This is a genomic window from Kitasatospora sp. NPDC017646 (assembly GCF_044329365.1).
GTDB lineage: Bacteria > Actinomycetota > Actinomycetes > Streptomycetales > Streptomycetaceae > Kitasatospora.
In genome coordinates, this window is sequence record NZ_JBIRJC010000010.1 from 191,994 (window position 1) to 216,219 (window position 24,226).

Below are 24,226 nucleotides of genomic sequence, written 5' to 3' on the forward strand. Positions count from 1 at the left end.
ACCTACCACCCCCCCGCCCCGGGTGGGGGCCGGGCACCCACCCTCCCCCGCCGCCGGGGTCCTTTGCCAACCAAGTGGGGCGTGTGGCGCGCAGGAAGTCGGCCGGGCCGACTTCCTGCGCAACGCCACCAGCGCCCCGCCCTGGGCCTCATCAGGGACTCCCGGTGCGCGACGCAGGAGGTGGCCGGCGCGAGTGGCCTCGTGCCGGCCACCTCCTGGTCGTACTAGCCCACCGACGAGTAGGCGATGATGCCGCGGCGGAGGCCGTCGACGGCCTTGCGGGCGGTCTTGCGGAGTTCGGCGTCCGCGCCGGCGGCGTCCTGGATCTGGCCGAGGACGTCGATCAGTTGCTTGGTCCAGCGGACGAAGTCGCCGGCCGGCATGTCGGCGTCGCGCAGGACCTGGTCGAGGTTGTGGCCGAGGGCCCAGCGGTAGGCGACCCAGGCGAAGCCGAGGTCGGGTTCGCGCTGGCCGACGCCCTCGGCGGTGTTGATCCGGTGCTGCTCCTCCAGGGCGTCGAGGTGGCCCCAGATGCGGACCATCTGGCCGAGCGCCTCCTTGGCCGCGCCCTCCGGCACCCGGGGGGCGCCGGCGTCGTCGGCCTGGCGCGACTCGTAGACCAACGCCGAGGCGCAGGCGGCGAGTTCGGCGGCGGCCAGGCCGCTCCAGACGCCCTCGCGGATGCACTCGGAGGCGAGCAGGTCGAGTTCGCCGTAGAGCCTGCCGAGGCGCTTGCCGTCGTCGGTGACGGTGTCGCCCCGGAGGTAGCCGAGGTCGGTGAGCAGCGCGCAGACCCGGTCGAAGGTGCGGGCGATGGTGTGGGTGCGGGAGCGCATCCGGCGTTCCAGCAGTTCGGTGTCGCGGTGCAGCCGGTGGTAGCGCTCGGCCCAGCGGGCGTGGTCCTCGCGGTCGGTGCAGCCGTGGCACGGGTGCCGGCGCAGCTCGGTGCGCAGCCGGGTGATCTCCGGGTCGTCCGCGGCGGCCGCGCGGCCGCGCCGGAACCGCTCGGGTTCGAGGTGGCCGGCCTTGGTGCGCAGCGCGGAGGCGAGGTCGCGCCGGGACTGGGGGCTGCGCGGGTTGAAGGACTTGGGGATGCGCACGCGCTCGATCGCGGCGACCGGGTGCGGGAAGTCGATCATCGCGAGCCGCTTGACCTGCCGTTCGGCAGTGAGCACCACCGGGCGCGGGCCGTCCTGGAAGTCGGGGTGGCGCGGGCCGCCCCGGCCGGAGCGGCTGACCGGGGGCAGACCGGGGTCGAGGACCAGGGCGAGGCCGGCGAACTTGCCGGTGGGGACGTGGATGACGTCGCCCGGCTTGAGCTGCTCGATGGACTCGACGGCGGCGGCGCGGCGCTGGCTGGTGCCCTCGCGGGCCAGTTCGTTCTCGCGGTCCTTGAGCCGGCGGCGCAGTTCCATGTACTCGTCGAAGTCGCCGAGGTGGCAGGTCATCGACTCGCGGTAGCCCTCCAGCCCCTCCTCGTTGCGCTGCACCTGGCGGGCGATGCCGACCACCGAGCGGTCGGCCTGGAACTGGGCGAAGGAGGTTTCCAGCAGCTCGCGGGAGCGGTGCCGCCCGAACTGGGAAACCAGGTTGACGGCCATGTTGTACGACGGCCGGAACGAGGACTTGAGCGGGTAGGTGCGGGTGCCCGCCAGCCCGGCCAGGGCCTCCGGGTCGAGGCCTCGCTGCCAGAGCACCACGGCGTGGCCCTCGATGTCGATGCCGCGCCGCCCGGCCCGGCCGGTGAGCTGGGTGTACTCCCCGGGCGTGATGTCGGCGTGGGTCTCGCCGTTCCACTTGACCAGCTTCTCCATGACCACCGAGCGGGCGGGCATGTTGATGCCGAGCGCCAGGGTCTCGGTCGCGAAGACGGCCTTGACCAGGCCCTTCACGAAGAGCTCCTCGACGACCTCCTTGAACCGGGGCAGCATCCCGGCGTGGTGGGCGGCGATGCCGCGCTCCAGCCCGTCCAGCCACTCGAAGTAGCCGAGGACGTGCAGGTCCTCGTCGGGGATGTCGGCGCAGCGCTCCTCGACGATGGCCCGGACCAGGGCGCGGTCGGCGTCCTTGTTGAGCCGCAGGCCGGAGCTGAGGCACTGCTGGACGGCGGCCTCGCAGCCGGCCCGGCTGAAGATGAAGGTGATCGCGGGCAGCAGGCCCTCGGCGTCGAGCCGGTCGATGACGTCGACCCGGCCCGGCGTCCAGACCCGGCCGGGACGGCCGTTGGGCATGGAGCGGCCCCGGCCGCGGCCGAAGCGGTCGCGCGGGTTGCGGTCGAGTTCGGAGCGGGCGAGCCGGACCAGCTCGGGATTGACGGCCTTGCCGGGGTTCTTGAGGTTGTTCTTGGGGCGGCCGTCCCGGTCGGGGTTGGCGAACAGGTCGTACATCCGGTTGCCGGCCATCACGTGCTGCCACAGCGGCACCGGGCGGGTCTCGGAGACGATCACCTTGGTGCCGCCGCGGACGGTGTCCAGCCAGTCGCCGAACTCCTCGGCGTTGGAGACGGTCGCGGAGAGCGAGACGAGGGTGACCGACTCGGGGAGGTGGATGATGACCTCCTCCCAGACGGCGCCGCGGAAGCGGTCGGCGAGGTAGTGCACCTCGTCCATGACGACGTAGCCGAGGCCGTCGAGGGTGCTGGAGCCCGCGTAGAGCATGTTGCGCAGCACCTCGGTGGTCATGACCACCACGGGGGCGTCGCCGTTGACGGTGTTGTCGCCGGTGAGCAGGCCGACCTTGGCGGCGCCGTAGCGCTTGACCAGGTCGCCGTACTTCTGGTTGGACAGCGCCTTGATCGGCGTGGTGTAGAAGCACTTGCGGCCCGCGGCGAGGGCCAGGTGCACGGCGAACTCGCCGACGATGGTCTTCCCGGAGCCGGTGGGGGCGGCGACGAGGACGCCCGATCCGGCCTCCAGCGTCTCGCAGGCCTCCAGCTGGAAGTCGTCCAGCGGGAAGTCGTACAGCTGCTGGAAGCCGTGGAGGGCGGTGGCCTGCTCCTTGGCCCGGCGACGGCTGGCCGCGTACGCCTCGGCGGGGCTGAGCTCCCGGTCTTCCTGGGGCTCTGGATCGGGGGTGTTCATCGCCGTCCGGGTGTGGTTGGTGTGATCTCGCATCTCAGCGAGAGGTTACCCGGGTGGAGTGACATCGATAGCACTGTTTTCCGCGCGAGGAGATCACTCCTCTCCCAGATCCATAGTTGCAAATGTCTTCAAGCGATCGGGAGCGAATCAGATCCGAACGTCTCCGGTCATCTGCGGTGGAGGGCGGGAGTTGCTCCCTACCTTCGAGTGCCGGGGCACCCGCGGGTGTCCCGGTCACCGACTCACGGGAGGACAGTCACGATGGCGAACCTGGAGATGTCCCTCAAGGAAGCCATGGCGATCGACGGCGCGATCGGCGTCGCCCTGGTCGACTACGGCAGCGGGATGGCCCTCGGCAGCCTCGGCGACGGCGGCGACATGGACCTCAACGTCGCCGCGGCCGGCAACACCGACGTGGTCCGCGCCAAGATGCGGGCGATGGAGATGCTCAACCTGCACGACAACGAGATCGAGGACATCCTGATCAGCCTGACCAACCAGTACCACATGGTCCGGCCGATCACGACGCCCAGCGGGCGCGGCCTGTTCCTGTTCCTCGCCCTCAACCGCAGCCGCTCCAACCTCGCGATGGCCCGCCACCAGCTGAAGCGGATCGAACTCTCGCTGGAGATCTGAGCCCGCCGACACCAGGGAAGGGGGGCCTCGTGACGGTAGGGCTGTACCAGGCCAAGGCCGACTTCTTCCGGATGCTCGGCCATCCCGTCCGGATCCGGGTGCTGGAGATGCTCCAGGCCGGGCCGACGCCCGTCCGCTGCCTGCTCGCCGAGCTGGGGGTCGAGCCCTCCAGCCTGTCCCAGCAGCTCGCGGTGCTGCGCCGGTCCGGCATCGTCACCGCCACACGGGAGGGCAGCACGGTGGTCTACGCGCTGGCCGGCGGGGACGTCACCGACCTGCTGCGGGCAGCCCGGCGGATCCTCACCGGGCTGCTCGCCGAACGGGACGCCCTGCTCGCGGAGCTGCGGGCGGCCGGCGATTAGGGGCGTCCTACGGATCCTCGCCGGGTCCGGCAGGATCCACAGGACGCGCTCTACTCCTTCAGCAGCTCCGCGAGCCCGTCCGCGAGCCGCTCGTACTCCGCCGCCCGGTTGTACAGCTGGGCGCTCACCCGCAGCAGCCCGCCGCCGGGCCACGGCCGGGCCGCCACCCGGACGCCGAACCGCTGCCACAGCTCGGCCACCAGCGCCCGGGTGGACTCCTCGGTGTCGAAGCGGCCCTCCGGCAGCCGTACTGCGCGCATCCACACCCAGGGCGTCGCGGGCAGCGCCCGCAGGCCCGCGCGCTCGACCAGCACTCGCCGGCCGTACGCGGCGAGCGCGGCGTTGTGCGCGGCGACCGCCTCCCGGCCCAGCTCGCCCAGCAGCTCGAAGCCCGCCGGGGCGGCCAGCCAGGGGGTGTAGTCGCAGGTGCCGCGCCACTCCACGTTGGCCGGGAAGCCCCGGTGGTGCTCCCAGGACAGCGCGAGCGGGCGCACCCGGGCCGTCCACTCGGGGCGGACGGACAGGACGCCGGTGGCGCGTGGGGCGAAGGCCCACTTGTGCAGGTTGCCGAACCAGAAGTCGGCGTTCGGGTCGATCGGGTCGGACAGCATGCCGGGCGCGTGGGCGCCGTCCACCAGGGTGGTCACTCCGCGCTCGCGCAGCTCGGCGACCAGGCCCGGGGAGGCGACCGTACGGGCGGTGGGCGAGGTGATCCGGTCCAGGATCGCGACGGTGGTGCGCCCGTCGACGGCGGCGAGCACCGCCTCGTGGACGGCCCGCTCGTCCGGGGCGTCCACCGGCAGCTCGGCCACCACCAGTTGGGCGCCGGTCTCGGCGGCCTTGCGGGCGGCGGCCTGGGTGACCGCGCCGTAGCCGTGGTCGGTGACCAGGATCCGGTCGCCGGGCGCGAAGGCGATGGTGTCGAGGGCGATCGCGGCCGCCTCGGTGACGTTGGCGACCAGCGCCAGCCGGTCCGGATCGGTGGCCAGCTCGGCGGCGATCCGCACCCGGGCCGCGGCGATCCGTTCCGGCAGGTCGGCGAAGAAGAGGTCGGGGTCCCGCTCGTGTTCGGTGCGCAGCGCCTCCTGCGCGCGCTGGACCGGGAGCGGCACGGCACCGAAGGAGCCGTGGTTCAGGTGCGCGGCCTGCGGCGAGACGCTGAACAGCCCCTCGGCGGCGGGCAGTGGGGTGGGCGGTTCGACGGTGCTCAGATCTTCGGCGGTGCCCTCAGTGCCCTCGGTCACGACAGCCTCCCCTTGGTGATGTGTGACATTTCACAACACTGTACTGGCTGCCCCTCGGTCGATCCATTGAGTCCGTACGGGTCGGACTGGGAGACTCCACACGACCGCCGCCCTGGCCGGGCGGCCCGGCGAGACGGGGGAGAGCACGGGATGAAGATCGCAAGACCGGGTCCGGTCGGGCAGCGGCAGTGGACCCCGCTGACGGCGACCAACGCGGGCCTCGCCTTCGGGCTGGAGCTCGCCATGCTGGCGGCGCTCTGCTACTGGGGGTTCGAGACCGGGTCCACCCTGGCCACCCGGCTGCTGCTGGGGATCGGCGCACCCGCCCTGGCGGCCACCGTCTGGGGCCTGTTCCTGGCCGCGGGCGGGCCCAGGTTCCGCCAGCCGCTGGCCGTGGAGATCGCGCTCAAGGTACTGGTCCTGGAGACGGCGGCGCTCGCGCTGCACTCCTCCGGCCGGAGCACGCTGGCGGTGGTCTTCGCGGTGCTGGCGGTGGTCAGCGTGGCCGTGGAGTACACCGCGAACTGACGTGCCGGCGGGTGCGCGAGGAAAGGCCCCGGAGCCCCCCGACGAAGAGGGATCCGGGGCCGGTCCGCAAGGGTCCCGCTAACCCGTCCGGCGGGCGGTGAGCGCGGCCGTCCCCACCCCGAGCACGGTGATCGCGGCGATCCCGAAGGTCATGTACCGCACGGCCTCCACCGGCCCGCCCGTCCCGAGGTTGACCAGGGTGCCGGCCAGCGCCGAGGTCACCGAGAAGGAGACCAGCTGGGTGGTGTTGATCGCCGCCGCGGCCTTGCCGCCCTCGGCCGGGTCGCCGCTGCTGCGCATCGCGGCGACGCTCAGGTAGCCGCCGTCCAGCCCGCCGACACGGCGGCACCGAGGAAGTCGGCCGGCAGTGGGCCGAGACCGCCCAGCTCCTGCCCGAACAGCGGGATGAAGTTCTCCGCCACCACGCCCGCGCACAGCACCGCGACGGCCAGGTAGAGCCACTTCAGCGGCCCCCGGCCCGGTAGGTCCGCTGCGGCAGCACCGTCGCCCCGCCGCGCTGCTCGGCCGCCACGAAAGCCCACCAGCAGTGCCAGGCCGGCGCCGAGGCAGACCGCCGTCGCCCAGCCGCTCGGAACGGTCGAGCTGATGCTGAAGGCGGCCGCCGCCAGGGTGAGCAGCAGCAGCGAGGGCAGCGGCACCGGTGCGGATCTCCCGCCGCTGGGCCGAGCAACTGCGGTCCCGCCGCGGCGAGCTGGAACGGCTGGAGGCCGAGCTGACCGGCTGCACCGGCTGCGTGTGGCTGCGCCGCTGCCGGGTGCTCAACCCGGGCGACGAACTCGCCACCGAGGGGCCCGGTCCCCGGCTGCTGCTGCCGACCGAGGAGCACTGACGGTGGAACCCGGTCGGACGCGGCCCTCGTGAGGTTCCCCGCCGCGTCCGACCGGGGCTTGTGCGGCCCTGAGGGCCCGACAGGCCCTCAGGGCGGGGACGGGTTCAGGGCGGGACGGGTTCAGGGCGGGACGTCAGGGCGGGACGGGCCCTCAGACCTCCGGGAAGTGGCAGGCGGCCTGGCGGCCACCCGTACCGACGACCTCCAGCAGCGGCCGCTCCGTCCGGCAGCGCTGCTGCGCCTTCGGGCAGCGCGGGTGGAAGCCGCACCCGGCGGGCGGGTCGGCCGGGCTCGGCGGGTCGCCGAGCAGCACGATCCGCTCCCGGGCCCGTTCCGCCGCCGGATCCGGCAGCGGGACGGCGGACAGCAGCGCCCGGGTGTACGGGTGCGCCGGACTGCCGTAGACCTCGGCCTTGTCGCCGATCTCCACGATCCGGCCCAGGTACATCACCGCGACCCGGTCGCAGACCCGCTTGACCACCGAGAGGTCGTGCGCGATGAACACGTACGCCAGGCCCAGTTCCCGCTGCAACTGCTCCATCAGGTTGACCACTTGGGCCTGGACGGAGACGTCCAGCGCGGAGACCGGCTCGTCCGCGATCACCAGCTTCGGCGAGGTGGCCAGCGAGCGGGCGATGCCGATCCGCTGCGCCTGGCCGCCGGAGAACTCGTGCGGGTAGCGGTCGAGGTGCTCGGGGATCAGGCCCACAAGCTCCATCAGGTCCGCGGCCCGTTCGCGCGCCTCCTCGGCGCCGGTGCCCTGGACGAGCAGCGGCTCGGAGATGATCCGGGCCACCGTCTGCCGGGGGTTGAGCGAGGAGTACGGGTCCTGGAAGACCATCTGCAGGTGCCGCCGGTGCGGCCGCAGCCGGGCCTGGGAGAGGCCGCCGATCTCGGTGCCGTCGAAGGTGACGGTGCCCGAAGTCGGGTCGAGCAGCCGGACGATCATCCGCCCGGTGGTGGACTTGCCGCAGCCGGACTCGCCGACCAGGCCCAGTGTCTCGCCCGCGCCGAGGTCGAAGCTCACCCCGTCCACGGCCCGGATCGGCGCACCGGCCCGGCCGGTGCGCCCGCGCCGCCCGGCGAAGGTCTTCACCAAGTCCCTTACGGAGAGCAGTGGTTCGGCCATCAGACGATCCCTTCCGGCACCAGGGGCAGATGGCAGGCGGCCAGGTGGCCGGCGGCGGGCGGGCCGAGCCGGTCGAGCGGCGGGCGCTCGGCCAGGCAGCGGGCGTGCTCCTCGGCGGACGCGGCGGTGGTGCGGGCGCAGCGCGGGGCGAAGGAGCAGCCGGGGGCGGGGGCGAGCAGTGACGGCGGGCTGCCGGGGATGGCCCGCAGCGGGGCGTCGTCGGTGTCGTCCAGGCGCGGCAGCGAGTCCAGCAGGCCGCGGGTGTACGGGTGCGCGGGCGCGGCGAAAAGCCTTTCCGCCGGGGCCTGTTCGGCCGCCCGGCCGCCGTACATGACCAGCACCTCGTGGGCGACCCGGGCGACCACGCCCAGGTCGTGGGTGATCATCACGACGCCGAGGCCGCGGTCCTGCTGGATCCGGGCGATCAGGTCGAGGATCTGCGCCTGGACGGTGACGTCCAGGGCGGTGGTGGGCTCGTCGGCGATCAGCAGGTCGGGTTCGCAGGCGAGCGCCATGGCGATCATGACGCGCTGGCGCATGCCGCCCGAGAACTGGTGCGGGTACTCGTCGACCCGGCGGGCCGGTTCCGGGATGCCGACCTCGGCGAGCATCTCGACCGCCTTGGCGCGTCCGGCCTTCCGGCCGGCCCGGAAGTGCACCCGGTAGTGCTCGGCGATCTGTTCGCCGACGGTGTAGAAGGGGTGCAGGCTGGACAGCGGGTCCTGGAAGATCATCGCGATCCGCCGGCCCCGGACGGCGCCCAGCTGCCGCTCCCCCAGCCCGGTCAACTCCTGTCCGTGGAGCCGGATCGAGCCGCTGACGGCGGCCCCCCGGTGCAGGCCCATGACGGCCAGGGAGGTGACGGACTTCCCGCTGCCGGACTCGCCGACCAGCCCGAGGGTGCGCCCGGCCTCGACGGCGAAGGAGATGCCGTCCACGGCCTTGACGGTGCCGCGCGGGGTGTCGAAGGCGACCTTGAGGTCATCGACCTCCAACAGGAGAGCCATCTCAGTACCTCACTCTCGGGTCGACGTACGCGTACAGCACGTCGACCAGCAGGTTCGCGACGACGATGAAGGTGGCCGCGAGCAGGGTGACCCCGAGGATCACCGGCTGGTCGGAGCGCACCAGCGCGTCGTAGAAGAGCCGCCCGACACCGGGCAGTCCGAAGATCGACTCGGTGATGACGGCGCCGGCCAGCAGCCCGCCGAGGTCCATCCCGAAGATGGTCAGGATCGGCGTCATCCCGGAGCGCAGCCCGTGCTTGACGGTCACCGTGCGCGCCGGCAGCCCCTTCGCCCGGGCGGTGCGGATGTACGGCTCGGCCATCGCCTCGATCATCGAGTTGCGGCTCTGCCGGGCGTACATGGCCGCGTACAGCAGGGCGAGGGCGATCCAGGGCAGCAGCAGGTTGGAGGCCCAGGCGACCGGGCCGTCGGTGAACGCGTGGTACGACGGGTACGGCAGCAGCCCGGCCGTCCTGACCACGCCCCAGATCAGCATGATCGAGGTGAAGTAGACGGGCAGCGAGGCCGCCCCGACGGAGAACACCATCAGCGTCTTGTCGGCGATCCCGCCCTTGCGCAGCGCCGAGGTGACGCCCGCGCCCAGGCCGAGGACCAGCCAGAGCACGGAGGCGCCGACGGCCAGCGAGACGGAGACCGGCAGACGGTCGGTGAGCAGCCCCCAGACCGGAAGCGAGTACTCGTAGGAGTAGCCGAGGCAGGGGAAGCCGCAGTGGGTGGCGCCGGCCCCGCTGCCGTAGTCGCGTCCGGCGAAGATGCCGGTCACATAGGTGGCGAACTGTTCCCACACCGGCTTGTCCAGGCCCATCGCGGCCTTGACCTCGGCGACCCGCTCGGGGCTGCAGGTCTTGCCGCAGGCGGCCACCGCCGGGTCGGCGGGCAGCAGGTAGAAGATGGTGAAGGTGATCGCGCAGATCGCCAGCAGGATGCCGAGCGCGCCGAGCAGCCGGCGGCCGAGGTAGAGGATCACGACCGGCCTCCCCTGGGGTCGAGGATGTCGCGCAGCGCGTCGCCGAGCAGGGTGAAGGCGAGCACGGCGAGGAACAGGAAGGCCGTCGGGATCAGGAAGTAGGTCGGGTCGGTCTCGTAGAAGCTGATGCTCTCGGCGATCATCTGGCCCCAGGAGGGGGTCGGCGGGCGCACGCCCACGCCGAGGTAGCTGAGCGCGGCCTCGGTGGCGATCATGCCGGGCACCAGCAGCGTGGTGTAGGCGATGACCGGGCCGGAGACGTTCGGGAGGATCTCCCGGGTGAGGATGCGCCAGGGGCGGGCGCCGCCGACCTTGGCGGCCTCGACGTACTCGCGGTGCTTGAGCGAGAGGGTCTGGCCGCGCACCACCCGGGCGATGCCGGGCCAGGTGAAGAGCCCGATCACCAGGGTGATCAGCAGGATCCGGTTGACGTCCTTGGCCACCGACATCATCGAGATCATGAAGATCAGCGAGGGGAAGGACATGGTGAGGTCCATCAGCCGGGACAACACGGTGTCGGTCCGCCCGCCGAAGTAGCCGGCCGCGATCCCGACCAGGGTGCCGGTGACCACCACCACGGCGGTGGCGGTGAAGGCGATCAGCAGAGAGACCTGGCCGCCGTGCAGCACCCGGGCGAACAGGTCGCGCCCGGTGGCGGGTTCGACGCCCAGCCAGTGCCGGGTGCCGATGCCGCCGAAGTCGCCGATCGGCTGGCCGCCGAGGTACGGGTCCACGGCGCGCTTGTCGAACTCCTCGGGGGTCCAGCCGCCGAGCTCGCTCAGCGGCTGGGCCAGGGCGGCGAGCAGGATCAGCAGGGCGACGGTGACCAGGCCGAAGCGGGCCGAGCCCTTGGCCCAGAGCTGGTCCCAGACCAGCCGCCAGGGCCCTCTGCCGGAACGTTTCGCCAGGGTCGGCGCCGCTTCGGCCGTAGCGGTTTCGATGGTGGTGCTCATCGGAGGGACCCTCAGCCCTTGCTCTTGGAGGGATCCTTGAGACCGATCGTGGCGAAGTCCCACTGACCGGTCCACACCGGCGAGCCGAACGCCCCGGCCACGTTCGTCCCGGCCAGCAGCGGACGGCGCTGCCACAGCATCGGCACGGTGGGCGCCTTCTTCAGCAGCTCCTCGTTGAGCTGGAGCCAGGCCTTGTTGGCCTCGGCGACGTCGGACATCGCGTTGATCTGGTCGATCCGGTCCGAGGTGGCCTGGTCGCGGAACTGCTCGACGTTGCCCTGGTTGCCCTTCTCCTTGATGGTGCGGCCGTCGAAGACCTGCGGCAGGAAGGTCGCGCCGGACGGGTAGTCCGGACACCAGCCGACGATGGCCAGGTCGGGAGCGTTCTTGGTGTCGCCGATGGTGTCGTAGAAGACGGACGGGTCGGCGGTGTTGATGGTGACCTGGATACCGACCCTGGCCAGCGACTGCTGCAGCGCCTCGGCCCGGGTCTTGTCGCCGGAGGAGACGGTCAGCGAGACCTTGAGGTCCGTCTTGCCCGCGTCCTTGAGCAGCTGCTTGGCCTTCTCCGGGTCTCCGGTGGAGGGGATCTTCAGCGGGTCCAGCCTGGTTCCGCCGGTCAGCGCGGGCGGCAGGTAGGAGGTGGCCACGTCGCCCATCGCCGGGCCGCCGTTGGCCGTCACCTGGGCGTCCCGGTCGACGGCGTACATCAGGGCCTCGCGCACCTTGGGGTCGTCGAACGGCGCCTTGGAGGTGTTGGGGTACAGCATGTCGGTGCAGCCCTGCTGCTCGGCGATCAGCCGGGACTTCACGTCCGCCTTGGGCAGCACCTTGGAGACGGACTCCGGGCGCAGGTTCATCCACTCGACCGCGGAGGCGTCCGCACCCTCGCTGGCGATGATCCGGTCGTCCACCTGGCCGCCCTTGAGGCCCTGGGTGACCACGATCCTGTCCGGGTACGCCTTGCGGACCGGGTCGGTGGACTGGTCCCAGCCGGTGTTGCGGACCAGGACCAGCTGCTTGCCGCGGTCGTAGGTCTCGATCTTGTACGGGCCGGAGGAGAACGGCCGCAGGTCGTACTGGGTGCCCTTGTCCTGGGACTGTGGCACGGGCGAGAAGGTCGGCAGGGTCGCGGTGTACGAGAACTCGGCGACCGGGCGCTTGAGGTGGAAGACGATCGTCCTGTCGTCGGGGGCCTCGATGCTCGCCAGGTGCTCGCCGTTCAGCGGGCCCTTGTAGTTCTCGCCCCCGGCCAGGTACTGCTGGGCGTAGTCGGGGCCGCCGGTGAGGTCCGGGGCGAAGGAGCGCTCGACGTTGTACTTGACGTCGGCCGACTTGATCGGGGTGCCGTCCTCGTACTTGACGCCGTCCTTGAGGGTGAAGGTCCAGGTCTTGCCGCCGTCCGAGGGCCGGCCGAGGTCGGTGGCGAGGTCCGGGACGATCTCGCTGCCCGCGGCGCCCGGCTCGGCCTTGAAGGTGACGAGGGTGCGGTAGAGCAGCCGGATGCCGAAGTCCATGTTCGGCATGGTCCAGTTGCGGGCCGGGTCGAGGTGGGCGAAGTCCTGGTTGGACAGGACGGTCAGGGTGCCGCCCCTGACCGGGGTGCCGCCGACGATCGTCCCGGACTCGGCGCCGGGGGCCCGGGTGCTGCCGGCCGCGGCGTCACCGCCGCTGTCGCTCTTGTCGTTCTTGCAGGCCCCGAGGCCGAGGGTGAGGGCCGCCGCCAGGGCGGTGGCGAGGAGGGCATGGGTGCGCCTGGTCATGTGGCAACTCCGCTGTGGGGGGCCTGCGTTGGCCCGCTCTGGGCCCGGGTCGGTCGCGGGGTCCGGCTCTGGCCGCACCGCCGTGTGACCCGTAACATAGTAATGTGAAATTGCACTGCACAAGAGGTGGCGCCCTCCGTTACCCAGCTGTGTCCGTGCGCCCCAGCCCCCCTCCCCCGCCTAGGAGTTCACCGGTGACCCTTCCGCAGCCCGGACCCACCACCGGAAGCCACGACCTCCCGGTCTCCCCCGCCCTGGACGCCTTCATGGCCGCCCACTGGGCCGCCACCCCGCTGCCCGCCGACCAGCGCGTCCCCGGCCACTCGCAGTTCCCCGGCCGCCGCGCCCGGCTCTCCGCGGCCTTCCCCGGCGAACGCCTCGTCGTCCCGGCCGGCCGCCTCAAGGTCCGCTGCAACGACCTGGACCACCGCTTCCGCCCGCACAGCGCGTACGTCTGGCTCACCGGACTCACCGGCGAGGACCAGGCCGACCACGTCCTCGTCCTCGAACCGGCCGGCGCCGCCGGCCACGAACCGGTGCTCTACGTCCGCCCCCGGTCCCCGCGCGACGGCGGCGAGTTCTACCGCGACCGCCGTTACGGCGAGTTCTGGGTCGGCCGCCGACCCGACCTCGCCGAGGCCGCCCGGCTCACCGGGCTGCGCACCGAACACCTCGACGACCTGGGCAAGTCGCTCACCGGGCCGCAACCGCCCACCCGGGTGCTGGCCGGCACCGACGCCTTCGTCGACGAGGCCACCGGACGCCCCTGCGCCGACCAGCGCGACGGCGAACTCGCCGCCGTTCTCTCCGAGTTGCGGCTGGTCAAGGACACCTGGGAGGTCCAGCAGCTGCAACTCGCCGTCGACCACACCGTCACCGGCTTCCAGGACGTCGTCCGCGCCCTGCCCGCCGCCCTGCGCCACCACCGCGGCGAACGCTGGATCGAGGGCGTCTTCGACCTGCGCGCCCGCGCCGAGGGCAACGGCACCAGCTACACCACCATCGCCGCCTCCGGCGCCCACGCCTGCGTCCTGCACTGGATCCGCAACGACGGCGCCCTCGACCCGAACTCCCTGCTCCTGCTCGACGCCGGCGTCGAGACCGACACCCTCTACGCCGCCGACATCACCCGCACCCTCCCGCTCAGCGGCACCTTCACCCCGGTCCAGCGCCAGGCCTACGAACTCGTCCTCGCCGCCCAGAGCGCCGGCATCGCCGCCCTGCGCCCCGGCGCCCGCTTCCGCGACTTCCACCGGGCCGCCATGCGCGTCATCGCCGAAGGCCTCGCCGACTGGGGCGTCCTGCGAATCCCCGCCGAGCAGGCCCTCGCCGAGGACAACGGCCTGTACCGCCGCTACACCCTCTGCGGCAGCGGCCACATGCTCGGCCTCGACTACCACGACTGCGCCAAGGCCCGCGCCGACCGCTACGTGGACGGCACCCTGGAAGCGGGCATGGTCCTCACCGTCGAACCCGGCCTCTACCTCCAGCCCGACGACGAGACCCTCCCCCTGGAACTCCGCGGCCTCGGCATCCGCATCGAGGACGACCTCGTCATCACCGAGGACGGCGCCCACCTGATGTCCGCCGCCCTCCCCCGGACGGCCGACGGCATCGAGTCCTGGATGGCCACCCTGCTGAGCTGAGTCCGGTCGCGCGGACGATCAAGCCACCTTGATCGTCCGCTCCCGCTGCTTCACGGTGACCTCGACCTCGCCGCCGATCGCTGCGGCGTACGCTCGGAGGTTGTCCAGGCTGTCCACCTGCCCGTGCTCGATCTGGGACACCCGGGCCTGGCTCACGCCGAGCAACTCGGCCACATGCTTCTGGGTGAGCCCGGCCTTGCGCCGCAACTCGGCCAGCTCATACCCCCGGATCCGCGCCAGGGACTCCTCACGCATCCGCGCCCGCCCGACTTCCGCCACCGGCGTCGCCAGCTCCGGGAAACGCTCCATGACCCTGCGAGCGACAACACGCCCCACTCAACGCGCGCCCAGCGCACTACCCCCGCGCGCTCCGCCACAGCTGCGTCACGATCTCCTCCGCCGGCCCCGTACGGGCCAGCCGGTGCGCCGTGCCCGCCCACAGGTGCATGGCGGTCGTGTCGGCGCGGCGGGTGGCGGCGGCGCGCAGGGGCGCAGTGAGGTGGTGCACCTCGGGGTAGGCGGGTGGGGCGTACGGGCCGTGGCGGTCGACGAAGGCGTTGCGCAGGCCGCGGGCCGGGCGGCCGGTGAAGGCGCGGGTGACGACGGTCTCCGGCAGTTCGGTGAGCGCGGCCCGGTGGGCGGCCGAGGCACCGGACTCGTCGGAGCGCAGCAGCGCCGTTCCCAGCTGCACCGCGACCGCTCCGGCCCGCAACGCCGCCGCGACCGCCGCCCCGTCGCCCAGCCCGCCCGCGGCGACCAGCGGCAGCGGCGTCACCGCCCGTACGGCGGGCAGCAGTTCCAGCAGCGGCAGCTCCCCGGGGGCGTCCGCCGCCCGGTGGGTGCCGCGGTGACCGCCGGCCTCCGGGCCCTGCACGCACAGGGCGTCCATCCCGACCGCCTGCGCCGCTCGTGCCTCCTCCGGCGTGGTGACGGTGCCGACCTGCAGCGTTCCCACCGCCCGCAGCGCGGCCGCCTCCTCGGCCGTCGGCAGGCCGAAGGTGTACGAGACCACCGGCACCGGGTCCGCGATCAGCGCGGCGAGCTTGGCCTCCCAGTCGTCCCGGTCCGGCCCGATCACCTCCGGCAGCGCCACCCCCCACCGCTCGGCCTCGGGCCGCAGCCGCTCCCGGTAGGCGGCCACCGCCGCCGGGTCCGCGGGCGGGGCCGGCACGAAGAGGTTCACCCCGTACGGCCGGTCGGTGGACTTCCGCAGGGCGGCGATCTGTTCGGCCATGGCCGCCGCGCTCTTGTAGCCCGCGGCCAGGAACCCCAGCCCGCCGGCCCGGTTGACCGCCGCCGCCAGCTCGGGGGTCGAGGCCCCGCCCGCCATCGGGGCACCGACCACCGGTACGGCGAGTTCGTCGAGTCGCACGAGCATCGGGGGCTCCTCCCACTCCTACGGGTACCGCCCTCACCCTACGCTCAGCGGATCAGCCCCCGCCCGCGCGCCTCCCGCACCGCCGCCGTGCGCGAGTCCACCCCCAACTTGGTGTAGATGTGCACCAGATGGGACTTCACCGTGGCCTGGCTCAGGTGCAGCCGCTGGCTGACCTGCTGATTGGTCAAGCCGTCCGCGACCAGCCCCAGCACCTCGGTCTCCCGCGCGCTGAGCGCCGCCGCGGGCGTCCGCATCCGCTCCAGCAGCCGGTCCGCCACGCTCGGCGCCAGCGCGCTGCGCCCCGCCGCCGCGGCCCGTACCGCCTGGGCCAGCTCCTCCGGCGGGGCGTCCTTCAGCAGGTACCCGGTCGCGCCGGCCTCCAGCGCCGGCAGGGTGTCCGCGTCGCTGTCGTACGTGGTGACCACCAGCACCCGCGGCGCCCCCGCGCGGGCGGTGATCGCCGCGGTGGCCTGGGCCCCGTTCATCGCCGAGGCCGGCCCGAACTGGAGGTCCATCAGCACCACGTCCACCCCCGGAGCCGCGGCCAGCTCGACGGCACGCTCGGCGGTCGCCGCCTCCGCCACGATGGTGAAGTCCGGCTCGCTCTCCAGCACCGCCCGCAGCCCGGCCCGCACCACCGGATGGTCGTCGGCGATCAGCAGCCGGATCACGGACCGACCTCCGGGGCGACGGGCAGCTGCACCGCCACCGCCGTGCCCTCCCCGGGCGCGGACTCCACCGTGAAGCTGCCGCCGAGCGCCCGCGCCCGGGCCCGCATCGAGGGCAGCCCGAAGCCGCCGTCCCCGCCGGTGCGGCCGGCCACCGCCGCCGGATCGAACCCGGCCCCGTCGTCGAACACGTCCAACGCCACCTCGCCCTCCATGTAGCTGAGTGTCACCTCGGCCCGCGAGGCCTTCGCGTGCCGCACGGTGTTGCCGAGCGCCGACTGCGCGATCCGCAGCAGCGCCACCTCCTGCGCGGCCGGCAACCGGACCGGGCTCCCGGAGACGTGCAGGTGGACGGGCAGCGCGCCGTGCGCCGTGGTGGTCGCGCACAGCCGCTCCAGCGCGACCGGCAGCGGATCTCCGTCCAGCGCGGGCGGGGTCAGCGCGCGGACGAACCGCCGGGCCTCGTCCAGGTTGTCCTGGGCGGCCTGCCGCGCCTGCTCGACGTACCCGGCCGCGGCCCCGGTACGCTCCGGCAGCGCCCGCTGGGCCGCGCGCAGCAGCAGCTGGATGGAGGTGAGGCTCTGCGCGAGGGTGTCGTGGATCTCCCGGGCGAGGCGCTCGCGCTCGGCGAGCACCCCGGCCGCGTGGTGGGCGGCGGCGGCGTCTGCGCGGGCCGCGGTCAGCTCGTCGATCAGCCGGCGCCGCTCCTCGCTCTCCCGGTACAGGGCCTGGTAGCCGAGCACGGTGGCGGTGGCGACGGCCGCCCCGAGGGCGGGCCCGATCGAGGCGGCGAGGCTGAAGCTGTGCTGGTGCCAGGACCACGCGGCGATCGAGGCCGCGGCCGTCAGCCCGACCGCGACCAGGCCGCTGCGGCGGCCGAGCAGGTGCAGCTCCAGGAAGTACAGCGGGAAGGCCAGCCACACCCCGTCCTGGGTGGCGACCAGCAGGCCCGCCCAGGTGACGCCGAGCAGCGCCAGCCAGAGCGCCGCTCCCCGGCGCGAGCCGCGGACGGCGGCCAGTCGCGGGCCGACGGCGTACACCGCGGCCATCGCGGAGGCCGCGGCGGCGACGGCGGCCGGATCGGCGCTCCGGTCGACCAGGGCGGCACGGGCGACGGCGAGCGCCAGCAGGCCCGCCACGAGCAGGTGCAGGCAGACCTGGAGGACGCGGGCGACGGGAGTGGTTCTGGATCGTTCGGTCGCCATCCCTCCAGCCTAAGCTCCTCGCCCGCGCAGCGGCATCAATCAAAAGGTTGACCGGTGCTTCGACCCTTCGATGCCCAGGATGCAATCCCCGGCGCGATGCCCGAGCAGTCCGGTTTCCCGCACCGTTTGAGCATCACCCGTTTCACCGTAGGAAGGCCCACCGTGTTCGTCGCCTGGAGGGACCTGAGGTTCGCCAAGGGCCGGTTCGCCCTGATGGGAACCGTCATCGTGCTGATCACCGTGCTGGTCGGTCTGCTGTCCGGGCTCACCGCCGGACTCGGCCGGCAGAACATCTCCGCCATCGAGGGGCTTCCCGCCGACCACCTGGTGTTCGGCAAGCCCGCCGACGGCCAGGAGCTCAACTTCACCGACTCCCAGGTCACCCCCGACCAGTGGCAGGCCTGGGCACGCGAGCCCGGCGTCACCTCCGCCCAGCCGCTCGGCATCACCACCACCAAGGCCGCCGCCGGGCAGCGCACCGCCGCCCTCTCCGCCTTCGGCGTCCCGGACGGCTCCGACCTGGCCCCTGGGGGCGGCCGGGTCGCTCCCGGCCGGGCCGTGCTGTCCACCGCCGCCGCCGAGAAGCTCGGCAACCTCACCGACGGCGCCGACTTCACCATGGCGGGGCACCGTCTCACCGTCGCCGCCGTGGAGGGCGACGCCGCGTACAGCCACACCCCGGTGATCTGGACCAGCCTCACCGACTGGCAGCAGTTCGCCCCCGGCGGCACCGGCCACGCCACCGTCATCGCCCTCCACACCACCGGGGGCGCCGACCTCGCCGCCGCCGACGGCCGCCACGGCACCGAGACCCGGACCCGGGACGACGCCCTCGCCGCGATCGGCTCCTACACCTCCGAGAACGGCTCCCTCCAGCTGATGCGCGGCTTCCTGTTCGCCATCTCGGCCCTGGTGATCGGCGCCTTCTTCACCGTCTGGACGATCCAACGCAGCGGCGACGTCGCCGTGTTGAAGGCCCTCGGCGCCTCCACCCGCTACCTGCTGCGCGACGCCCTCGGCCAGGCCGTCCTGCTGCTGCTGCTCGGTACGGCCGTCGGCACCGCCATCGCCCTCGGCGCCGGCTCGCTGATCGGCTCCGCCGTCCCCTTCGTCCTCGACGCCCCGACCCTGCTGCTGCCCGCCGCCGTCATGATCGCCCTCGGCGCGGTCGGCGCGGCCCTGTCCATCCGCCGGATCACCTCCGTCGACCCGCTGACCGCCCTGGGGAGCGCCCGATGAGCCTTTTCCTGGACCGCATCACCCTCACCTACCCGGACGGCGACGGCCGGCTCACCGCGCTGGACGACGTCTCCCTGACCGTCCCCAAGGGCTCGCTCACGGCCGTCGTCGGCCCGTCCGGCTCCGGCAAGTCCAGCCTGCTGGCGGTGGCCGCGACCCTGATCAGCCCGGACTCCGGGCGGGTGGTGGTCGACGGCACCGACACCGCGGACCTCGACCGTGCCGCCCTGACGTCCCTGCGCCGCACGAAGATCGGGATCGTCTTCCAGCAGGCCAACCTGTTGCCCTCGCTCACCGCCGCCGAGCAGTTGCAGGTGATGGCCCACCTCGACGGCCGCTCCCCCCGCAGCGCCCTCCCCCGCGCCCTGGAACTCCTCGACGCCGTCGGCCTGCGCGACCAGGCCCACCGCCGGCCGCACCAGCTCTCCGGCGGGCAACGCCAACGGATCAACATCGCCCGCGCCCTGATGAACGACCCCACGGTCCTGTTGGTGGACGAGCCCACCAGCGCCCTCGACCACGAACGCGGGGCGGCGGTCCTGGACCTGATCACCGAGCTCACCCACCGCCGCGCCACCGCGACCGTCCTGGTCACCCATGACCGCACCCACCTGACGGCCGTCGACCAGATCGCCGAGGTCCACGACGGTCGGCTGGTGGTGCCTTCGGCGGCAGCCTAGGAGAACAGGTCGTCCACGCTCATCGTCACCACCGCGCCGATCGACTCCGGCAAGGTGAACGACTCCCCCGGGCGGTGGACGACCTTCTCCCGGTACTCACCGTCCTTCGGCTCGGTCAAAAGCCCCCCTAGCGGGCCCGCAGCCGCAGGGCCGGGCGCTCCGCCTCCGCCGTCTCGTCCTGGCCGGCCCAGAGGGAGCGCACGTGGCTGAGGTGCCGCGTCATGCAGGCCTCCGCCGCCTCGGCGTCCCCGCTCAGCATCAGGTCCAGCAGCTCCACGTGCTCCTCCGCCGAGGACACCAGCTGCCCCTGCTCGTCCAGACGCGTCAGCCCGTACAGCCGGGAGCGCTTGCGCAGGTCCCCGACCACGTCGACCAGGCGGGCGTTGCCCGCCAGCCCGAGCAGGTCGAGGTGGAACTGGCGGTCCGCCTCCAGGTACCCGATCAGGTCGTGCTTGCGCGCGGCCGCGACGATCGCCTCGGCCTGGGGGCGCAGCCGCTCCAGCTGGTCCTTGCTCGCGGTGCGTGTGACCCGGCCGACGGTCGGGACCTCGATCAGGGCGCGGATCTCGGTGTAGTCGTCCAGGTCGCGCTCGGTGAGCTCGGTGACCCGGAAGCCCTTGTTGCGGACGGCTTCGACCAGGCCTTCACGGGCGAGGTCGAGCATGGCCTCGCGCACGGGGGTGGCGGAGACGCCGAAATCGGCGGCGAGCGCGGGGGCGGAGTAGACGACGCCGGGGCGCAGTTCGCCGGAGATGAGAGCCGCCCGGAGGGCGTGGGCGACCTGGTCGCGGAGCCGCTCCTGCACGGAGATCAGGGTGCGGGATTTGAGCTCGGCCATGGTGTTCCTCCGGGTGGGTGCAGAACACCAGCGTACAATGTCACGTTACGTTGAGCGTGCAACAGTCCGGGAAACGAACATCCCGTCATGCCCGCCAGCCCCGCCAGCCCCGCCAGAGGCCATGGTGACAGCGGCCGCCGGCCGTGACAACGGCCGGCGGCCCACGATCTGCCGCTGCACGGACGGCCCCGCCCGCCGGAACCGCCCCACCAACGCAGTCAGGCTCGCCGCACCGCGCCCGGACTCGACGCCGCGCCGGAAGGCCTCGGCCAGCACGGCCGGCAGGGCGCCGTCCACTCCGGAGGCCTCGGCGGTGTGCCCGGACGTGCTCGATGCCGGCCAGCGCCGTCGTCAGCCGGTCGACGTCCCCGGAGTGGTTCCCGGCCGCGATGGCCGGCACGGTCATCAGCGCCCTGGAGGGCGCCGAACTCGCCGCCCAGGTCGCCCGCAGCGAGGAGCCGCTGCACGTCGCCGGTCGCCACCTGGCCCGCCTGCTCGCCACCTACCTCCCGCACGGCTGACACACGAAAGGAGCCGGTCCGGCGGGGGATCCCTTCCCGCCGGACCGGCTCCGGCCCCACAACTGCGCCGCCACCCCGGGGCAGTCGGCTCGCGCGCTACGGCGACTGACGCCGCCCGGCCCGGTACACCTCCGCGGCGACGGCCAGGTCCTCCCAGGCCATCCCGACGCTCTTGAAGAAGCGAGGCCGTCCGCCCGGCACCGGTGCGTCGCCGCGCACCAGTTCCGCCAGGTTCCACAGCCGCCGCCCGCCGACGCCCGCCAGCAGCAGGTCCCCGGCCTCGCGGGCCGCCACCGCTCGCGCCTCGACGTACAGTTCGGCCCGCCCGACCAGCACCCCGTCCACCTCCCGCGCGTCCGGTTCGTGCGAGCCGACCGCCGCGACGGCCGCGTGTGCGGGCACCAGCGCGCCGTCGAACAGCGGGGTGCGCGCGGTCGTGCAGCACACCACCACGTCCGCCCGTCCGACCGCCTCCGGCCCACCCGCCGAAGCCGACAGCCCGAGGCCCCGCCCGTACGCCACCAGGGCGGCCACCCGTCCGGGGTCCCGCGCCACCACGGTGAGCCGCCGCAGCGGCCGGACGGCGAGCAGCGCGTCGAGGTGCCCGTACGCCTGCGGGCCGGAGCCGAACACCACCAGGTGCTCGGCCTCCGGCTCCGCAAGCCGCGCCAGCGCCGCCGCCGTCACGGCGGGCGTGCGCAGGGCCGTGAGGGCCGCGCCGTCCAGCACGGCCAGCGGCTGGAGCGTCGGCCCGTCCAGCAGCAGGTAGCTGCCGGTGATCCGGGGCAGGCCGCGGGCCGGGTTGTCCGGTGCGACTCCGGCGACCTTGACGCCCGCGTACGGCCCGGCGGCGGCCGGCATCAGCAGCAGTTCGCCCGCCGGCACCGGCACGGCCGACCGGGCGGGTGCCGTTTCCGGGTCCAGCCCGTCCAGCAGCACCCGCTCGATCGCCCGCACCGCCCCGGCGGGCCCCACCCCGCCGGTGCCCGGCACGGAGTACTGGAGCGGCTCAGCCCCCGTACCGGACGGCCCGCCACCAGGCGCTCCGGCACCGGGCGGCGCAGCCCCCGGCAACCCGGCACCCGGCAACCCAGCACTGCTCACAGGAGGAACCCCGTCCCGAGGGAGTCCCCCGGTTCCAGCAGGAACCCGTGCTCGCCGGTCCGGAACGCCACCCCGCCCACCTCGGTGACGATCCCCTCCCCCAGCGGGTCGCCCCCGGCCACCGCCCGTCCGGTGAACACCGTGCCGATGATCGACTCGTGCAGCAGTTCCTCCCCCGGCGCGAGCCTCCCCTCGGCGACGAGCACCGCGAGGCGGGCGGAGGTCCCGGAGCCGCAGGGCGAGCGGTCGATCTGCCCGTCCCCGAAGACGGTGACGTTCCGCTGGACCAACGCCGTGCCCTCCGAGGGGAGTTCCTCGTACAGCACGACGCCGTACACTCCCGACAGCCGCGGGTCCGTCGGGTGCGAGACCGCCTCCGACCCGGCCAGCAGCTCCCTGATCTCCCGCCCCACAGCGGTGAGTTCGGGGAGCAGCTCCGGCCTCACCGTCAGGCCCAGCGACGCCGCCGGCACCGAGACGTAGCACGCCCCGGCGTGGGCCACGGCGACTTCGGCCACCCCGCGCGAGGTGGTCAGCGGCAGCTTCAGGGCGCTGACCCGGCTCGGCACGTTGCGGAAGGTGACCCCGGTGGTGCGCCCGCCCGCCCGGTGCACCAGGGCGGTGACCCGCCCCGAGGGCACGTCGATCCGCACCCGCGCCACGCCGTCCGCGGGGGCCGGGACCAGTCCGGAGTCGACGGCCCAGGCGCCGAGCGCGATGGTGCCGTGCCCGCAGGCGGTCGAGTAGCCGTCCTTGTGCCAGAACAGCACGCCCAGGTGCGCCTCGTCGTCGTCCGGCGGCACCAGGAACCCGCCGTACATCCCGGCGTGCCCGCGCGGCTCCCGGACGAGCAGCTGCCGGACCCGGTCCAGGGCGCTCGGCCGGGGCGCGGTGGCGCTGCCGCCCGCGCCGATCGCGATGGCCCGCCGTTCGGCGACGCTGTCGCCGGGGATCGGGGGCACCCCGTCCAGCACGATCCGGAACGGCTCGCCGGCCGTGTGGTAGTCGACCGTACCGACCCGCATCACAGCTCCCCGCCCGGCAGCACGCTGACCGTCCGGCTGACGGTGTAGAACTCCAGCGCCGCCCGGCCCTGTTCGCGCTCACCGTGGCTCGCGCCCTTGGTCCCGCCGAAGGGCAGGTGGAAGTCGACGCCGCTGGACGGGGCGTTGACCCGGATCATGCCCGCGTCCAGCCGGTCGGCGGCGGCCAGGGCCGCGTCCAGGCTGCGGGTGTGCACCGAGGTCGCGAGGCTGTGCGGGGTGTCGTTGGCGAGCGCGATGGCCTCGTCCAGGTCGGCCGCCGCGTGCAGCACCGCGACCGGGCCGAAGAACTCCTCGCGTGCCAGCGGGTGCCGGGCGGGCACTTCGGCGAGCAGGGTCGGCTCGACGTACCAGCCGGCCCGCTCGGGCACCCGCCCGCCGACCAGCACGCTCGCCCCGGCCTCGACGGCCGAGGAGACCGCCCCCACCATCCGCTCCCGCGCGGCGGCGCTGACCACCGGCCCGCACACCGAATCGTCCACCGCCGCGAGGGCCTTGACCAGGGCCTCGCGCAGCGGCTGGTACGCGGCACCCACCGCGATCACCCGGCTGGTGGCGGTGCACTTCTGCCCGGCGTACCCGGCGATGGCGGCCGCGATGTGCCCGGCGGCCAGCTCCACGTCCGCGTCCGGCAGCACCAACGCGGCGTTCAGCCCGCCGAGTTCGGCCTGCACCGGCACCCCGCGCCCGGTGGCGGCCCGCACCACGGCCCGGCCGACCCCGGTCGAGCCGGTGAAGGACACCACGTCCGCCGCGTCGACCAGCGCCGCGCCCTCCTCCGCGCCACCGGGCACCACCGTGAACACGTCCGCGGGCAGCGAGGCCAGTTCGGCCAGCCGCAGCGCGCACGCCGTCGCCTCCGGCGCGGGCTTGAGCACCGCCGTGTTCCCGACAGCCAGCGCCGGAGCGGCCTTCCAGCTCGGAATCGCCAGCGGGAAGTTCCACGGCGCGATCAGCCCGGCCACCCCGTACGGCCGACGCCGGGTGAGCAGCAGCCCGGGCCCGGCGGCGGTCTCGTGCACCGCCCCGGACGGCTCGTACGGCGCCTGGGCGTAGTAGCGCCAGATCGCCGCCGTCCGGCCGACCTCCCCCCGTGCCTCGGCGAGCGGCTTGCCGACCTCGCGCACGATCAGCGCGGCCAGCTCCTCCGCGTGCGCCTCGACCGCCTCGGCGATCCGGCCGAGCGCCGTCGAGCGGGCGCCCGCCCCGGCCGCGAGCCAGCCGCCCTGCGCGACCCGGGCCCGTCCGACGGCGGCCCGCACGGCCTCGGCGCCGGGCGCCTCGACGGCGACCACGAGGTCGGCCGGGTCGGCGGGGTTGTACGAGGTGATGGTCACAACTACCAGCCCTTCAGAGCACGTTCG

At 73.7% G+C, this 24,226-nt stretch carries 26 protein-coding genes and 1 pseudogene; 8 read left to right on the top strand and 19 right to left on the bottom strand.

All coding sequences use genetic code 11. The features are described 5' to 3' along the window. Positions 1-224 precede the first annotated feature (224 nt). Complete coding sequence (locus ACH4J0_RS18430; protein WP_396241428.1) at positions 225-3,080, bottom strand: DEAD/DEAH box helicase; 2,856 nt, start codon at positions 3,078-3,080, stop codon at positions 225-227. A 261-nt stretch (positions 3,081-3,341) separates the two neighbouring features. On the opposite strand from ACH4J0_RS18430, the gene ACH4J0_RS18435 reads away from it, so the two are divergent. Then, positions 3,342-3,716, top strand: coding sequence for a hypothetical protein (locus ACH4J0_RS18435; protein WP_396241254.1), 375 nt, complete (start codon positions 3,342-3,344; stop codon positions 3,714-3,716). A gap of 29 nt (positions 3,717-3,745) precedes the next feature. After that, on the top strand, positions 3,746-4,078 hold the full coding sequence (locus ACH4J0_RS18440; protein WP_396241256.1) for an ArsR/SmtB family transcription factor: 333 nt from the start codon (positions 3,746-3,748) through the stop codon (positions 4,076-4,078). A 50-nt stretch (positions 4,079-4,128) separates the two neighbouring features. On the opposite strand, the gene ACH4J0_RS18445 is transcribed toward ACH4J0_RS18440, so the two are convergent. Then, positions 4,129-5,322 carry an aminotransferase class V-fold PLP-dependent enzyme gene (locus ACH4J0_RS18445; protein ID WP_396241258.1) on the bottom strand — a complete coding sequence of 398 codons (1,194 nt, stop codon included), beginning with the start codon at positions 5,320-5,322 and terminating at the stop codon, positions 4,129-4,131. 150 nt (positions 5,323-5,472) lie between these two features. Between ACH4J0_RS18445 and ACH4J0_RS18450 the strand changes: the two genes are divergently transcribed. Then, positions 5,473-5,850: a YrdB family protein gene (locus ACH4J0_RS18450; protein WP_396241260.1), complete on the top strand. Its 378-nt coding sequence runs from the start codon at positions 5,473-5,475 to the stop codon at positions 5,848-5,850. A 78-nt stretch (positions 5,851-5,928) separates the two neighbouring features. Here ACH4J0_RS18450 and ACH4J0_RS18455 read toward each other — a convergent pair whose 3' ends face one another. Together ACH4J0_RS18455 and ACH4J0_RS18460 are read right to left on the bottom strand one after the other, a co-directional pair. Next, positions 5,929-6,150 carry a hypothetical protein gene (locus ACH4J0_RS18455; protein ID WP_396241262.1) on the bottom strand — a complete coding sequence of 74 codons (222 nt, stop codon included), beginning with the start codon at positions 6,148-6,150 and terminating at the stop codon, positions 5,929-5,931. An 11-nt stretch (positions 6,151-6,161) separates the two neighbouring features. Continuing rightward, positions 6,162-6,509: a hypothetical protein gene (locus ACH4J0_RS18460; protein ID WP_396241264.1), complete on the bottom strand. Its 348-nt coding sequence runs from the start codon at positions 6,507-6,509 to the stop codon at positions 6,162-6,164. A gap of 2 nt (positions 6,510-6,511) precedes the next feature. On the opposite strand from ACH4J0_RS18460, the gene ACH4J0_RS18465 reads away from it, so the two are divergent. Further along, positions 6,512-6,700 (top strand): hypothetical protein, encoded by a 189-nt coding sequence (locus ACH4J0_RS18465; RefSeq protein ID WP_396241266.1) that lies wholly within the window; start codon positions 6,512-6,514, stop codon positions 6,698-6,700. 151 nt (positions 6,701-6,851) lie between these two features. Here the strand turns inward: ACH4J0_RS18465 and ACH4J0_RS18470 are convergent, their stop codons facing one another. From ACH4J0_RS18470 to ACH4J0_RS18490, 5 genes are read right to left on the bottom strand one after another with little or no spacing between them, the layout of a single operon-like run. Next, on the bottom strand, positions 6,852-7,829 hold the full coding sequence (locus ACH4J0_RS18470) for an ABC transporter ATP-binding protein (protein ID WP_396241268.1): 978 nt from the start codon (positions 7,827-7,829) through the stop codon (positions 6,852-6,854). Continuing rightward, entirely contained in the window at positions 7,829-8,836 is a 1,008-nt protein-coding gene (locus ACH4J0_RS18475) for an ABC transporter ATP-binding protein (protein WP_396241270.1), read from the bottom strand. Before ACH4J0_RS18475 ends, ACH4J0_RS18470 begins: the two co-directional genes overlap by 1 nt. 1 nt (position 8,837) lies before the next feature. Then, a complete protein-coding gene (locus ACH4J0_RS18480) occupies positions 8,838-9,824 on the bottom strand; it encodes an ABC transporter permease (protein WP_396241272.1) in 987 nt (328 codons plus the stop codon). Further along, a complete protein-coding gene (locus ACH4J0_RS18485) occupies positions 9,821-10,777 on the bottom strand; it encodes an ABC transporter permease (protein ID WP_396241274.1) in 957 nt (318 codons plus the stop codon). The genes ACH4J0_RS18480 and ACH4J0_RS18485 overlap by 4 nt, the downstream gene beginning before the upstream one ends. 11 nt (positions 10,778-10,788) lie before the next feature. After that, on the bottom strand, positions 10,789-12,540 hold the full coding sequence (locus ACH4J0_RS18490; RefSeq protein WP_396241276.1) for an ABC transporter substrate-binding protein: 1,752 nt from the start codon (positions 12,538-12,540) through the stop codon (positions 10,789-10,791). A gap of 194 nt (positions 12,541-12,734) precedes the next feature. On the opposite strand from ACH4J0_RS18490, the gene ACH4J0_RS18495 reads away from it, so the two are divergent. Continuing rightward, on the top strand, positions 12,735-14,186 hold the full coding sequence (locus ACH4J0_RS18495) for an aminopeptidase P family protein (RefSeq protein WP_396241278.1): 1,452 nt from the start codon (positions 12,735-12,737) through the stop codon (positions 14,184-14,186). A gap of 18 nt (positions 14,187-14,204) precedes the next feature. On the opposite strand, the gene ACH4J0_RS18500 is transcribed toward ACH4J0_RS18495, so the two are convergent. From ACH4J0_RS18500 to ACH4J0_RS18515, 4 genes are read right to left on the bottom strand one after another with little or no spacing between them, the layout of a single operon-like run. Next, complete coding sequence (locus ACH4J0_RS18500; RefSeq protein WP_396241280.1) at positions 14,205-14,495, bottom strand: helix-turn-helix domain-containing protein; 291 nt, start codon at positions 14,493-14,495, stop codon at positions 14,205-14,207. A 46-nt stretch (positions 14,496-14,541) separates the two neighbouring features. Continuing rightward, entirely contained in the window at positions 14,542-15,564 is a 1,023-nt protein-coding gene (locus ACH4J0_RS18505; RefSeq protein ID WP_396241282.1) for a nitronate monooxygenase, read from the bottom strand. A gap of 44 nt (positions 15,565-15,608) precedes the next feature. Continuing rightward, on the bottom strand, positions 15,609-16,235 hold the full coding sequence (locus ACH4J0_RS18510; protein ID WP_396241284.1) for a response regulator: 627 nt from the start codon (positions 16,233-16,235) through the stop codon (positions 15,609-15,611). Next, positions 16,232-17,437 carry a sensor histidine kinase gene (locus ACH4J0_RS18515; protein WP_396241286.1) on the bottom strand — a complete coding sequence of 402 codons (1,206 nt, stop codon included), beginning with the start codon at positions 17,435-17,437 and terminating at the stop codon, positions 16,232-16,234. Before ACH4J0_RS18515 ends, ACH4J0_RS18510 begins: the two co-directional genes overlap by 4 nt. A gap of 162 nt (positions 17,438-17,599) precedes the next feature. On the opposite strand from ACH4J0_RS18515, the gene ACH4J0_RS18520 reads away from it, so the two are divergent. Both ACH4J0_RS18520 and ACH4J0_RS18525 read left to right on the top strand, forming a co-directional pair. Next, positions 17,600-18,676 (top strand): ABC transporter permease, encoded by a 1,077-nt coding sequence (locus ACH4J0_RS18520; RefSeq protein ID WP_396241288.1) that lies wholly within the window; start codon positions 17,600-17,602, stop codon positions 18,674-18,676. Next, the gene (locus ACH4J0_RS18525) at positions 18,673-19,356 is read left to right on the top strand and encodes an ABC transporter ATP-binding protein (RefSeq protein ID WP_396241290.1); all 684 of its coding nucleotides are present in this window, start codon (positions 18,673-18,675) and stop codon (positions 19,354-19,356) included. Before ACH4J0_RS18520 ends, ACH4J0_RS18525 begins: the two co-directional genes overlap by 4 nt. Here ACH4J0_RS18525 and ACH4J0_RS18530 read toward each other — a convergent pair. The 3 genes and pseudogenes from ACH4J0_RS18530 to ACH4J0_RS18540 form a co-directional block, all read right to left on the bottom strand. After that, positions 19,353-19,475 (bottom strand): hypothetical protein, encoded by a 123-nt coding sequence (locus tag ACH4J0_RS18530; RefSeq protein WP_396241292.1) that lies wholly within the window; start codon positions 19,473-19,475, stop codon positions 19,353-19,355. The two genes, ACH4J0_RS18525 and ACH4J0_RS18530, sit on opposite strands and share 4 nt — an antisense overlap. Positions 19,476-19,483: 8 nt before the next feature. Further along, entirely contained in the window at positions 19,484-20,194 is a 711-nt protein-coding gene (locus tag ACH4J0_RS18535) for a GntR family transcriptional regulator (protein WP_396241294.1), read from the bottom strand. A gap of 45 nt (positions 20,195-20,239) precedes the next feature. Continuing rightward, positions 20,240-20,500, bottom strand: a pseudogene (locus ACH4J0_RS18540) (hypothetical protein); the annotation flags it as partial. Positions 20,501-20,526: 26 nt separating this feature from the next. Between ACH4J0_RS18540 and ACH4J0_RS18545 the strand changes: the two are divergent. Next, on the top strand, positions 20,527-20,715 hold the full coding sequence (locus ACH4J0_RS18545; protein ID WP_396241296.1) for a hypothetical protein: 189 nt from the start codon (positions 20,527-20,529) through the stop codon (positions 20,713-20,715). 96 nt (positions 20,716-20,811) lie between these two features. Here ACH4J0_RS18545 and ACH4J0_RS18550 read toward each other — a convergent pair whose 3' ends face one another. The 3 genes from ACH4J0_RS18550 to ACH4J0_RS18560 form a co-directional block, all read right to left on the bottom strand. Next, positions 20,812-21,708: an ornithine cyclodeaminase family protein gene (locus ACH4J0_RS18550; RefSeq protein WP_396241298.1), complete on the bottom strand. Its 897-nt coding sequence runs from the start codon at positions 21,706-21,708 to the stop codon at positions 20,812-20,814. 107 nt (positions 21,709-21,815) lie between these two features. Then, positions 21,816-22,844 (bottom strand): proline racemase family protein, encoded by a 1,029-nt coding sequence (locus tag ACH4J0_RS18555; RefSeq protein ID WP_396241300.1) that lies wholly within the window; start codon positions 22,842-22,844, stop codon positions 21,816-21,818. Further along, positions 22,844-24,199, bottom strand: a complete 1,356-nt coding sequence (locus ACH4J0_RS18560) for an aldehyde dehydrogenase family protein (RefSeq protein ID WP_396241302.1) — start codon at positions 24,197-24,199, stop codon at positions 22,844-22,846. The genes ACH4J0_RS18555 and ACH4J0_RS18560 overlap by 1 nt, the downstream gene beginning before the upstream one ends. Between the last annotated feature and the right edge of the window lie 27 nt (positions 24,200-24,226).